This is a genomic window from Actinomadura chibensis NBRC 106107, assembly GCF_001552135.1.
In the GTDB taxonomy this organism is placed as follows: Bacteria; Actinomycetota; Actinomycetes; order Streptosporangiales; family Streptosporangiaceae; genus Spirillospora; species Spirillospora chibensis.
The window spans coordinates 305241-317952 of the sequence record NZ_BCQP01000017.1; the positions used below are offsets into that span (position 1 = coordinate 305241).

General features: G+C 68.9%; 9 protein-coding genes. All 9 read right to left on the reverse strand.

The annotated features are described in order from the left end of the window. Positions 1–15: 15 nt before the first annotated feature. The 9 genes from rpoB to ACH01S_RS11925 all read right to left on the reverse strand — a co-directional run bounded on the left by rpoB (position 16) and on the right by ACH01S_RS11925 (position 12705). Complete coding sequence (gene rpoB, locus ACH01S_RS11885) at positions 16–3483, reverse strand: DNA-directed RNA polymerase subunit beta (protein ID WP_067889327.1); 3468 nt, start codon at positions 3481–3483, stop codon at positions 16–18. 345 nt (positions 3484–3828) lie between these two features. Then, positions 3829–4782: an Rv1363c family protein gene (locus ACH01S_RS11890; RefSeq protein ID WP_502687048.1), complete on the reverse strand. Its 954-nt coding sequence runs from the start codon at positions 4780–4782 to the stop codon at positions 3829–3831. A gap of 2 nt (positions 4783–4784) precedes the next feature. After that, complete coding sequence (locus tag ACH01S_RS11895) at positions 4785–5273, reverse strand: Rv1363c family protein (RefSeq protein ID WP_067889333.1); 489 nt, start codon at positions 5271–5273, stop codon at positions 4785–4787. Positions 5274–5307: 34 nt separating this feature from the next. After that, positions 5308–6774, reverse strand: coding sequence for an MCE family protein (locus ACH01S_RS11900; RefSeq protein WP_067889336.1), 1467 nt, complete (start codon positions 6772–6774; stop codon positions 5308–5310). Then, a complete protein-coding gene (locus ACH01S_RS11905) occupies positions 6771–8054 on the reverse strand; it encodes an MCE family protein (protein ID WP_067889339.1) in 1284 nt (427 codons plus the stop codon). The genes ACH01S_RS11900 and ACH01S_RS11905 overlap by 4 nt, the downstream gene beginning before the upstream one ends. Further along, a complete protein-coding gene (locus ACH01S_RS11910) occupies positions 8051–9289 on the reverse strand; it encodes an MCE family protein (protein WP_246236441.1) in 1239 nt (412 codons plus the stop codon). Before ACH01S_RS11910 ends, ACH01S_RS11905 begins: the two co-directional genes overlap by 4 nt. An 18-nt stretch (positions 9290–9307) precedes the next feature. Further along, positions 9308–10372, reverse strand: a complete 1065-nt coding sequence (locus ACH01S_RS11915; protein ID WP_067889342.1) for an MCE family protein — start codon at positions 10370–10372, stop codon at positions 9308–9310. Next, positions 10373–11404 (reverse strand): MCE family protein, encoded by a 1032-nt coding sequence (locus tag ACH01S_RS11920; protein WP_083980586.1) that lies wholly within the window; start codon positions 11402–11404, stop codon positions 10373–10375. Continuing rightward, a complete protein-coding gene (locus tag ACH01S_RS11925; RefSeq protein WP_067889348.1) occupies positions 11401–12705 on the reverse strand; it encodes an MCE family protein in 1305 nt (434 codons plus the stop codon). Before ACH01S_RS11925 ends, ACH01S_RS11920 begins: the two co-directional genes overlap by 4 nt. Between the last annotated feature and the right edge of the window lie 7 nt (positions 12706–12712).

The following is a 12712-nucleotide window of genomic DNA, read 5'->3' on the forward strand; positions in this document are numbered from 1 at the left end:
TTCCCCTTGAGTTGATCAGACCTCTTCGACACTGCTCGGCTCACGCCGGGACAGGTCGATGCCGAGCTCCTCCGCCGCGCGGAAGACGTCCTCGTCGGTGTCGCGCATCTCGATGGACATGCCGTCGCTCGACAGGACCTCGACGTTGAGGCAGAGCGACTGCATCTCCTTGATGAGCACCTTGAAGGACTCGGGAATGCCGGGCTCGGGGATGTTCTCGCCCTTGACGATGGCCTCGTACACCTTCACGCGGCCGAGGACGTCGTCGGACTTGATGGTCAGGAGCTCCTGCAGGGCGTAGGCGGCGCCGTAGGCCTCCAGCGCCCACACCTCCATCTCACCGAAGCGCTGGCCGCCGAACTGCGCCTTACCGCCGAGCGGCTGCTGGGTGATCATGGAGTACGGACCGGTCGAACGGGCGTGGATCTTGTCGTCGACCAGGTGCAGCAGCTTGAGGATGTAGATGTAGCCGACCGAGATCGGGTCGCGGTAGGGCTCGCCGGTCCGGCCGTCGAACAGCCGCGCCTTGCCGCCCGGGCCGACCATGCGCTGGCCGTCGCGGTTCGGCAGGGTGCTCTCGATCAGGCCGGTGACGTCGCCCTCGCGGGCGCCGTCGAACACCGGGGTGGCGGTGTTCGTCCACGGCGGGGCCTCGGACGCGCCGATGGCGTGCAGCGCCCGCTTCCACTCGGCGTCGTCGCCCTCGACCTTCCAGCCGCGGGAGGCGACCCAGCCGAGGTGCGTCTCCAGGACCTGGCCGACGTTCATCCGGCCCGGCACGCCGAGCGGGTTGAGGACGATGTCGACCGGGGTGCCGTCCTCAAGGAACGGCATGTCCTCGACGGGGAGGACCTTGGAGATGACGCCCTTGTTGCCGTGCCGTCCGGCCAGCTTGTCACCGTCAGTGATCTTGCGCTTCTGCGCGACGTACACCCGGACCAGCTCGTTCACGCCGGGCGGGAGCTCGTCGCCCTCGTCGCGGGAGAACACCCGGACGCCGATGACCTTGCCCTGCTCGCCGTGCGGCACCTTCAGCGACGTGTCGCGGACCTCGCGCGCCTTCTCACCGAAGATCGCGCGGAGCAGCCGCTCCTCCGGGGTGAGCTCGGTCTCGCCCTTGGGCGTGACCTTGCCGACGAGGATGTCGCCGGGGACGACGTCCGCGCCGATCCGGATGATCCCGCGCTCGTCGAGGTCGGCGAGGACCTCCTCGGAGACGTTCGGGATGTCGCGGGTGATCTCCTCGGGGCCGAGCTTGGTGTCGCGAGCGTCGACCTCGTGCTCCTCGATGTGGATCGAGGAGAGGACGTCGTCCTGCACCAGGCGCTGGCTGAGGATGATGGCGTCCTCGTAGTTGTGGCCCTCCCACGGCATGAACGCCACGAGGAGGTTCTTGCCGAGCGCCATCTCGCCGTTGTCGGTGCACGGGCCGTCGGCGATGACCTGGCCGAGCTCGACCCGCTGGCCCTCGTCGACGATCGGCTTCTGGTTGAAGCAGGTGCCCTGGTTCGACCGCTTGAACTTGGAGACGCGGTAGGTCGTCCTCGTGCCGTCGTCGTTCATGACGGTCACGTAGTCGGCGGAGACCTCCTCGACGACGCCGGCCTTCTCGGCCGTGATGACGTCGCCCGCGTCGGTCGCGGCGCGGTACTCCATGCCGGTGCCGACCAGCGGCGCCTCGCTGCGCAGCAGCGGGACGGACTGGCGCTGCATGTTGGAGCCCATCAGCGCGCGGTTGGCGTCGTCGTGCTCCAGGAACGGGATCATCGCGGTGGCGACCGAGGTCATCTGCCGGGCCGAGACGTCCATGTACTGGACCTCGCGGGCGGGGACGAGTTCGACCTCGCCGCCCTTGCGGCGGACGAGGATCCGGTCGTCGACGAAGGTGCCGTCGTCGTTCAGCAGGGAGTTGGCCTGCGCGATGACGTAGCGGTCTTCCTCGTCGGCGGTGAGGTAGTCGATGTCCTCCTGGACGACGCCGTCGGTGACCCGGCGGTACGGGGTCTCGACGAACCCGAACGGGTTGACCCGGCCGAACGCGGCGAGCGAGCCGATCAGGCCGATGTTCGGGCCTTCCGGCGTCTCGATCGGGCACATGCGGCCGTAGTGCGACGGGTGGACGTCGCGGACCTCCATGCCCGCCCGCTCACGGGACAGACCGCCCGGCCCCAGCGCGTTCAGGCGGCGCTTGTGCGTCAGCCCGGCCAGCGGGTTGGTCTGGTCCATGAACTGGGAGAGCTGGCTGGTGCCGAAGAACTCCTTGATGGAGGCGACGACCGGCCGGATGTTGATCAGGGTCTGCGGCGTGATGGCCTCGACGTCCTGGGTGGTCATCCGCTCGCGGACGACGCGCTCCATCCGGGCGAGGCCGAGCCTGACCTGGTTCTGGATCAGCTCGCCGACCGTGCGCAGCCGCCGGTTGCCGAAGTGGTCGATGTCGTCGACCTCGATCGGCACGGGGACGACGCCGATCGTGGCCTCCTCCTCACCGGCGTGCAGCCGGACGAGGTACTCGATCGTCGCGACGATGTCGTCCTCGGTGAGGGTGCCCTGGCGCATGTCCAGGTCGAGGCCGAGCTTCTTGTTGATCTTGTAGCGACCGACCTTGGCGACGTCGTAGCGCTTCGGGTTGAAGTACAGGTTCTCCAGGAGCGTCTGCGCGGACTCGCGCGTCGGCGGCTCGCCCGGGCGCAGCTTGCGGTAGATGTCGAGCAGGGCGTCGTCCTGGCCGGAGGTGTGGTCCTTCTCCAGGGTGACGTTGATCGACTCGTAGGAGCCGAAGCGCTCGCGGATGCGCGCCTCGTCCCAGCCGAGCGCCTTGAGCAGCACGGTGACGGGCTGCTTGCGCTTGCGGTCGATGCGCACGCCGACGTTGTCGCGCTTGTCGATCTCGAATTCGAGCCAGGCGCCGCGGCTCGGGATGACCCGGCACCCGTAGATGTCCTTGTCGGACGCCTTGTCGAGCGCGCGGTCGAAGTACACGCCGGGCGACCGGGTGAGCTGCGAGACGACGACGCGCTCGGTGCCGTTGATGATGAAGGTGCCCTTCGGGGTCATGAGCGGGAAGTCGCCCATGAACACCGTCTGGCTCTTGATCTCGCCGGTGGTGTTGTTGATGAACTCCGCCGTGACGAACAGCGGGGCGGAGTAGGTCATGTCCTTGTCCTTGCACTCCTCGACGGAGTACTTGGGCGGCTCGAACCGGTGGTCGCGGAACGAGAGGGACATGGTCCCGGAGAAGTCCTCGATGGGACTGATCTCCTCGAAGATCTCCTCAAGCCCCGACTGGGTCGGGACGCTCTTACTTCCGGCCTTCTGGGCCGCCTCGACCCGGGCCTTCCACCTCTCGTTGCCCAGCAGCCAGTCGACGGAGTTGGTCTGCAGTGCAAGGAGGTCCGGGACTTCGAGCGGCTCCTTGATGCGCGCGAAGGAGACGCGGTTCGGACCGGTTGCGGTATTCGAGGCGTTGCGCGAGGCTGCCAAGAGTGGTCCTTCCGAGGGCTCGCGGCGTAACTGGTGACACGCACGCCAGACGATCCACGTCCGAGACCTGCACAGAGAGGTCCAAAACGGACCGAAGCAGGGATGCTCTCACACGTGGATAGTCAGAGGGCAGCGCAAAGGGGCAGTGTAGCCGACCGGTACACTGCTCGCAACTCTAGCGGCGCAGTATGCATCACGTTGCCATGGAGCATCGCCCCTGAACGCCTTCCAGTCAAGAGCGGACTTGGACTTTTCGGGCTCTGACCTGCAGTGAGGAACGCCATAGTTTAGGGGTCCCCGACCGGCCGGACGTGGCCGAACGCCGCGGCGCCCGAGCGGGCCCCCCTAGGAGATGACGACGAGCTCCGAGGCGAGCCACTTGCCGTCCTTCTTCACCATGGTCATCCGGATGCGGAGCGGCTCGGGGAGGCTCTGCTGCTTGTCGTTCTTCGTCGCGGACGAGCGGTTGGCGTAGACGAGGGCGACGACCTTGTCCGGGGTCGCGCTCACCACGCCGACCTTCAGGATGGTCGTCGTGGAGACGGCCTGCTGCTGGATGGCGGCCGTCCTGAGCTCGGCGGCGAGCTTGTCGTACTGCGTGTGCAGCTTGCCCGTCGTCGTGGCGGACGCCTCCTTCAGGTCGGCGTCGAGCGTCTGGTAGTCGTACGACGAGAGCTTCTGCGCGGCGCGGGACGCGGCGAACGTCGCCTCCCTGCTCGCGGTCTCCGTCGCGTTCTGCTGGCGGACCTTCAGGGCGAGCGCCGCCGTCCCCGCGCCCAGCGCGACCGTCAGCACGGCCAGGACGGCGATGACGAGCGTCAGGCTTCCGGAGCGGGAGCCGGAGCCGCGGGATGCGCCCGAGTCCTTCTTGAGCTTGACGGCGCGCGACGGTTCGCGCGGCTTCTCCGGCTCGTCTTCGTCGCCGTCCGCCTGTTCCGACGCGGCGGAGGCAGGCTCCGGAGCGTCTGAGTCGTCCTCTGACGCGCTGTCACCGTCAGACGCGACTTCAGGGCCATCCTGGCGCTCTTCGGGCTTCTGAGGGGATTTGGCGGCGTCCTCCGCGTCGTCCTCCTCTTCGGCCTCGGCCTCTTCGGCCTCTTCGGCGGCGAGTTGGGCGAGCCGCGCGGCCTCGCGGGCCTTCGCGGCGGCCTCCTCGGCGAGCCGGGCGGCCTCCGCCGCCTCCTCGGCCCGCGCCGCCATGTCCGACTTCCCGTCGGCCTTCCTGTCGGGCCTCTTGTCGGGCTTCTTGTCGGAGCCGGTCTTCTTCTCGGGGGCGTCGCGCTTGCCCCGGCCGAGCATCGTCACGGGACGACCTCCAGTCCGGAAATGAGCCAGCGGTCATCGACCCGCGTGAGGTCCATCTGGTACCGGTAGCCCTTGGGTGTGCCGTTCTTGACCTTGTCGTTGGTCACGGTCCCGTTCAGGGAGACCATCACTTCGGCGGAGTCCCCGTCGATGGAGACCAGGGCCGCGTCGATGTCGCTGACCGTCGACTTGGCCTTGTACTTGCTGACCTGCTGCATGAACGCGTTCGACTGGGACGCCAGCTTGTTCTTCAGCTCGCCCGTCGTGCCCGCGACGATGCGGTCCAGGTCGCGCTGGGCGGTGGACGCGTCGAGCGACATCAGGTTCACGCCCATCTGCCGCGCCGCCTGGACGGCCTTCGCCTTCTGGTCGGCCTCGTCCTTGTTGTGGAGGGTGACGACGCCGAGCCAGCCGGCCGCCACGGCGAGCGCGAGCACGACCGCGCCGAGCGCGACCACGGTCACCAGGGACGCGCGCCGGCTCATCGGCCCCGTCCCGGCTTCACCGGCTCACCCGGCCTCATTGGCTCAACGGTCCGAGCAGGAGCCACTTCCACGAGGAATCCTCTCCGAGCTGGCGGGAACCGGCGCTGCGCGGCATGACGTACCGCTTGCCGTCGGGCCCGTAGACCGCACCGGTCGTTGGATCGTATCCAGCGAATTCGACTGTGTCGGCCGGATACGAGAGGTACAGCCGGTCATCTGACAACTGACCGGTCGGGGCCGCCGCGGCGGGCGTGCCGCCGGAGCCGTCCGTGTTCTTCGGAGCGCCCTTGGCCTGCGACTTCGCACCGCCCCGCGGACCGGCGCCGCCCTCCGGGAACCCGGCTCCCGCCGTCGCGCCCGGCGGCACCTGCGGGACGGGGGCGAGGTCCTCGCGCGGGAAGTTGCGCCCGCCCCGGACGGCCGTCTGCGCGTCGTGCGGGGCCTTGCAGCCCGCGTCCAGGCGCGGCTTCTTCTTCGAGGTGTCCTGCGGCCAGCGGTGCTTCACCTTCTCGTAGCCCTTGGTGCAGGCGGGCGGCGCGTCGATGTTGAGGGCGAGGCCGAGGTGCTGGGTGCCGTCGCCGGGCGTGACGGTGAACGCGCCCGCCATGGTCACCGGGTACAGGATGAACAGCGACCGGAGGCCCGCCTTGCGCGTCGCGATGATCTGGCCCGTGGTGGTGAGGTTGGCCAGGAAGACCGGCAGCGTCGGGGCGAGCTGGTTGATGGCCTTGTGGGACTCGTCCACCGCGCCGGGGACCGCGTCGATCGTCCTGCGCAGGGCGGGGTCGTCGTTGCGCAGGGACGTGGTGAGCTCGTTCAGGTTGGCGGCGAAACCGCGGATGTTGGCGGCCTGCCCGCGCTGCGTGTCCAGGACGGTGACGCTGTTGTCCAGGAGCCGCTTGGTGTCGGGGTAAGCCTGCTCGGCGGTTTTCAAGAGGCGGTCGGTGTCGTCCAGGAGCGACTGGAGGTCGTCGGCCGAGCCGGAGAACGCCTTGTTGAGTTCGTCCACGATGACGCCGAGGTCACGGGTGTCGACCGAGCCGACGAGCGAGTCGACGTTGCGCAGAAGCTCGGCGGTCGAGATGGGGAGCGCCGTGCGCTGGCGGGGGATCGTGTACGCGTCGCCCTCGTCCAGGTACGGGCCGGTCTTCTTCGTGGGCTCCAGGTCGATGTACTGCTCGCCCACCGCCGACCGGTTGGCGATGGTCGCCTTGGTGCCGTCCCTGGGGATGCGCTTGCCGCGTTCGAGGATCAGCTTGACGCGGATGCCGTCCTTGGTCAGCTCGATGGGGCCGACCCGTCCGACCGGGACGCCCCGGTAGGTGACCTCGGCATTGGTGAACACGCCGCCCGAGTCGGTGAGGTCGACGTAGGCGATGTACTGCTTGCCGAGCAGGTCGCGTCCGATGCCGATGTAGTTCACCGAGACGATCGCCACGCCGACGACCGTGATGACCGCGAAGGCGATCAACTGGATGATGACGCCGCGTTTCAGGATCACGAGAGGCCCCCCGTCATCAGGGTCCGCAGACCGCCGTCGTCGGACCGCGGCGCGAGCGCGCCCGGACGCCCCGGCGTGGAGCCGCCGCTCGGGAGCCCCGGCAGGCCGGGAAGCCCGCCGGAGCCGGAACCGGAACCGGAGCCGGGGTCGCCCGGCATCTGCGGCAGGACGCCCAGCGGCGTGTCCGGCAGCGTCACGTTCGGCACCTGGAGCATGTTGCGCATCTGCCGTCCGCTGCCGAGCAGCCCCTCCAGGTCGGTGCCGCCGAGGAGGTTCTGGGCGACGGACTCCAGGTCGAGGTCGAGGGTCAGCCGGACGTTGCCGTAGTCGCCCTCGATGACGTTCTCGAACGTCGCCGGGAACGGGAACGTGATCAGGCTCTCCAGCGACTTCGGCAGGTCGGAGCCCGCCTTGTTCAGGTTCCGCAGGATCTTGTCGAGGTCCTGGAGGTTCGCCAGCAGGTCGGCCTTGGACTTGTCGATCACGTAGGTCGTGGTGCGGCTGAGCTTGTTCAGCGCGACGAGCATCTTGGTCAGGTCGGCGCGGTTCTGGTTGAGGACGGAGATCGCGGGACCGGTCTTGTCGATCGTGTCCTGGATCGTCTTCCGCTCGTCCGAGAGCTTGCCGGTGAGCCGGTCGATGCTGTCCAGCGCGCGGGTGATCGCGGCGCGGTTGCGGTCGAGCGTCCCGGCGAAGGTGTTCACCCGGGACAGCACGGACCTGATCGTCGGCTCCCGGCCGCGCATCGCCGCCTGCAGCTCGTGGCTGATCGTGGAGACCTGTTCGAGGCCGCCGCCGTTCAGCAGCAGCGACATCGCCGACAGCACCTCTTCGATCTCGGTGCCGTGGTTCGTCCGGTTCAGCGGGATGAGGTCGCCGTCGCCGAGGTCGCCGACCGGCGTCTCCTTCTCCGGCGGTCTCAACTCGACGAACTTCTCGCCGAGCAGGCTCGTCTGCCCGATCGTCGCGTAGGCGTTGTCGGGGAGCCTCGTGTCGCCGCGCACCTTGACCGTGACGACCGCGTGCCAGCCGTCCTGCCCCGGCCGCCCGGCCAGCCTGATCTTCTCGACCTTGCCGACCGACACGTCGTTGACCTTGACCGCCGACTGCGGGACGAGGTCCAGCACGTTCGCGAACTCGATCTTCACGGTCTTCGGGTGCGGGCCGAGGTCGGGGCCGCCCGGCAGCGGAAGCGACTGGACCCCGTCGAACGAGCAGCCCGACAGCGCCACCGCGCCCGCGGCGGCGGCGACCGCGAGGCCCCTCAGCCGTGCTCTCATCGGGCACCTCCCGGCAGCAGCGCGGAGAGGTCGCCCGGCTGGCTCCGTGTCTTCCCCGACTTCGGCGGGCCCTGCGGGCCGTAGGCGTCCGGCGGGATCGGCACCGGCTCGTAGTGCGTGGTCAGCGCGGTGATCCAGGACAGGTCGAGGCTGAACCCGGTCAGCGCCTTCCCGATCCCGTTGTACGGGCGGACGAAGTCGAGGCACTGCTTGGCGGGCGTCCCGACCGAGTAGGCCAGCGAGCAGATCCAGTCGGCCAGGTCGTGGAACTGGCGGAAGTTGTCGCGGGTGTGGATCGTGCCGCTGATCGGGTCGTAGGCGCGGGCCAGGTTGTTGATCGCGAGCGGGCCCGCGGTGAGGATCTCGGCCAGCGAGTCCTTCTCCTTGACCAGCACGCCGGTGATCTGCGCGAGCTGCCGGACGTTCGACGCCAGCTCCGTCCGGTTGTCCTTGACGAACCGCTGCACGTTCCGCAGCGTCGGGGCGAGCGTGTTGAGGGCCGCGCTCAGCTCCTCCTTCTCCCCCGCGAGCTGCCCCGACACCCCGTTCAGATGCCCGGTGAACGACTTGATCTGCTGGTCGTTCGCCTTCATCGCGTCGGTGATGACCCGCAGGTTCCGGATCGTCTGGGCGACGTCGCCGCGGTCGGTGCTGAGCGTGCTCAGCGCCTTGGAGGTGTCGGCGATCGTCTGCCGGATGTCCTCGCCCTGCCCCTCCAGGTTCGCGGCGCCGACGCGCAGGAGCCGCGACAGGGAGCCGGTGCCGTCCGCGCCCGGCGCGTTCGCGCCCTGCGGGCCGAGCGCCTTGGAGAGCCTGTTCAGGCTGGCGCCGACCTCGTCCACCTCGACCGGGACGGCCGTCCTGCTCGTGGTGAGCGTCGCGCCGTCCGCCAGGACCGGGCCGCCCTTGTAGACGGGCGCGAGCTGGATGTAGCGGTCGGCGACGAGCGTCTGGTTGACGATGACGGCCTTCGCGTTCGCGGGGACCTTGTACTTCGCGTCGTACCTCAGTTCGACCTTGACCGCGTCGCCGACCGGCTCGACGCTCGTGACCTCGCCGACCGGGATGCCGAGGATGCGGACGTCCGCGCCCTTGTAGAGGCCGACCGTCTTCTCGAAGTACGCGGTCATGTGCCGCTGCTCCGTCCCCTGGAAGACCAGCAGGAGCGCGGCAGCCAGCACCGCGACGGCGAGGATCGCGCCGCCGAGGCGAAGAATGGTCGCGGAGTTGCGCACTGGAACCTGCCTGCTAGTTCACGGGAGGAAGGGGAGGGGGTTGTCCGGCCGGTTGCCGGTCTGGCCCTGCCGTCGAGTCGGCTTCTCGGTCTGGGACGTCCCGCCGCCCTGCTGCTTGGGGGCCTGGATCGAGGCGGGGATCGGGATGAGGTTCTGGATCCAGGAGTCGAACCAGCGCCCGGTGCCGGTCACGTCGGAGAACTGGCGGGCGAACGGCGCGAACAGCTGGATGATCCGGTCGAGGTTGTCCTGGTTCTTCAGCAGGACCCGGTTGACCTGCGAAAGGTTGTCGAGCATCGGCCGGAGCTGCTTGTCGTTCTCGTTGATCAGCGCGTTGACCTGCTGCGACAGGGTGACCGTGTTGATCAGGAGCTGGTGGATGACGGCCCGCCGCGCCTGCACGGCCTGGAGGACCCGGTCGCCGTCCTGGACGAGCTTCGCGAAGTCCTGGTTGCGGTCCGCGAGGAGCTTGGAGACGTCCTTGGCCTTGCCCGCGAGCTCGTGCAACTGGTCGTCGCGGGACGCGACGGTGTTCGACAGCCGCCGCAGCCCCTGCAACGACGCCCTGACCTCCTCCGGCGAGTTCTTGAAGGTCTCCGAGAGCACGTCGAACGACTTCGCGACCTGCTGGACGTTGATGTCGCCGATCGTCTTGCTCAGCTCGCTGATCGCCGGGACGACCTCGAAGGGCTCGCTCGTCCGCGAGATCGGAATGTCGCGACCGAGCCGCCCCTTCCCGCGCGGGGTGAGCTCCAGGTAGTGCGCGCCGAGCACCGTCTTGATCTTGATGGACGCCTTGGTCGTCGCCCCGAGCCGCACGCCGTCGTCCACCCGGAAGGTGACCTTGACGTGGTCGCCGTCCAGCTCAAGCTTCTTGACCTCGCCGACCTTGACGCCCGCGATGCGGACCTCCTCGCCCGCCTTCAGCCCGGCCGCCTCCCGGAACGACGCCGTGTGGGTCTTGCCGCCCGACACGAACGGGATGTTGTCGAGGTTCAGCGCCAGCGCCAGCAGGACGGCGATGACCGCGAACCCCGCGAGGCCGATGGGGACCGGGTTGCGCTCCCGGAAGGACACCCTCATCTACTTGCACCTCGCGCTCTCGTTCACGATCGCCGGTGTCTGGTAGACGGGACCGCCCGGCAGCCGCACCCGCGCGTCGAGCCCGCAGATGTACATGTTGAACCAGGACCCGTAGGACGAGATGTTGACGAGCCCCTCCAGCCGCTTCGGGGTGCGCTGGAGGCCCTGGTCGAGGTCGCGCTTGTTGGCGTCGAGGGTCGCCGTCAGCTTGCGCAGCCCGGCGATGTCGGCGGCGATGCCCGGCCGGGCGTCGGCGAGCAGGCTCCGCGTCGTGCCCTCCAGGTCGTTGATCGCCGCGACCGAGTCGAAGATCGCCTGCCGGTCGGCCGACACCCCGCCGACGAACCCGCGCAGGTCGGTGATCAGCCGGTTGACCTCGGTGTGCCGCTCGTCGATGGTGCCGAGCACGGTGTTGAGGTTGTCGATCACCTGGCCGATGACGCGGTCGCGGTCGGCGAGCGTGTTGGTCAGCGACGCGACGTGCGCGAGCAGGCTGTTGATCGTCCCGCCCTCGCCCTGGAGCACCTGGACGATCTGCGTCGCGAGCGTGTTCACGTCCTTCGGCTCCAGCGCGCTGAACAGCGGCCGGAACCCGTTGAACAGCGTCGTCAGGTCGAGCGCGGGCTCGGTGTGCGCCACCGGGATCGTGCCGCCCTTGCGCAGGTAGCCGTTGACGCTCCCGGCCCCGTCGGTGAGCGCGAGGTACCGCTGCCCCATCAGGTTGCGGTACCGGATCTGCGCCCGCGTGGACGACGGCAGCCCCGCCTTGAACACGTCGTCGTCCTCGACGCTGAACGTGACCTCGGCCTGGGTCCCCTTGTAGAGCCTGATGCCCTCGATCTGGCCGACCCGGACGCCCGCGACGCGGACGTCGTCGTTCTTCAGCAGCCCGGTCACGTCCGTGAAGATCGCCTTGTAGCGGACGGTGTCCCGGAACCGCGTGTTCGAGATCGTCATCGCGAGGATGCCGGTGGCCACCGACGTGACGACCACGAAGATGCCCAATTTGACCGCGGCGCTCGTCGTCCTCACTTGATCGTCACCACCGATCCGTCACCGAGCAGGGGGCCGAACATCAGCGCGGACACGTCGGAGAGCTCGTCGGCGGGCGTCCGCGTCATCGGGCCGACGATGTTCTTGATCTTGTCCTTCTCGCTCATCGAGCCCGGGTCGACGAACACGTTCGACACGGCCCGCCCGCGGCTCCCGCCGCCGTTCGGGTCGCTGGGGTTCTTCCACCACAGGTCGTCCTGGGTGCCGTCCAGCGCCAGGTAGTCGGGGAAGGGGACCTTCGGGTTCGGCAGGTTGTAGCAGCGCGGGTTGCGCTGGTCCTTCGCCTCGGGCGCGTCCAGCGGGTACTTGTAGCCCGGCCGCGGCTTGACGATCTCGATCGTCAGGTTGAAGGTCTTCGAGCCGTTCCCGCCCGCCACCCGCTCGGCCTCCGGCTTCAGCTTCATCATCCCGGCGAGGACGCAGGGCAGCGACGGCGAGTACTTCGCGACGACGCTCAGCCCGTCCCGGTTCGCGATGTTCACCCCGATGATCTTCGGGCCGTTGCGCCGCATGAACGTGTCGCCGTCCTGCGCCAGCGCGGTCGTCGCCGGGATCAGCTGCTCGATCGTGCCGCGCTTGTCGGTGATCGTCCGGCTGGTGACGTTCAGGTTGCGAAGCGTCCGCACCAGGTCGGGCGCGGCCGCGTGGTAGATGTCGGACACGTCCGCGAGGCCGTTCAGGTCGTGCACCAGCGTGCCGAGCTGCGGGTTGATCTTGCGGAGCAGCTCGTCGGCCTCCTCCAGGTTCCGGCCGATCTGGTCGCCGCGGCCCTGCAGCGCCGTGGCGAGCGCGTTCAGCGTCGCGTGCAGCTCCTTCGGCTTCACCGCCTGGAGCAGCGGGAGCAGGTCGTCCAGCACCTTGTCGATCTCGACGGCGGCCTGCGAGCGGTCCTCCGGGATGACGGCGCCCGCGCGCAGCCCGAGCGGCCCGGGCCGCTCGGGGATCTGCAGATCGACGTACTTCTCGCCGAACAGCGTCTTCGGCAGCAGCCGCGCCCGGACGTTCCCCGGGATCATCTTCGCCTTGCCCGGATCGAGCGCCAGCCGCAATGTCGCGCCATTCGCGGTCGCGTCCGTGCCGCGCACCTCGCCGACGATCAGGCCGCGCACTTTGACGTCCGAATGCGGCAGCAATTGCAGCCCGGCGCGCCGCGCGGACACCGTCACCTCGGTCACCGGCGTGAACGACTTGTTGTACAGCGCGACGGTCAGCGCCAGCAGCAGGGCGATCACGAGAAGCATTCCCGTGCCGAGGAGCCGATACCGGATGCGTTGACTCATCTGACCG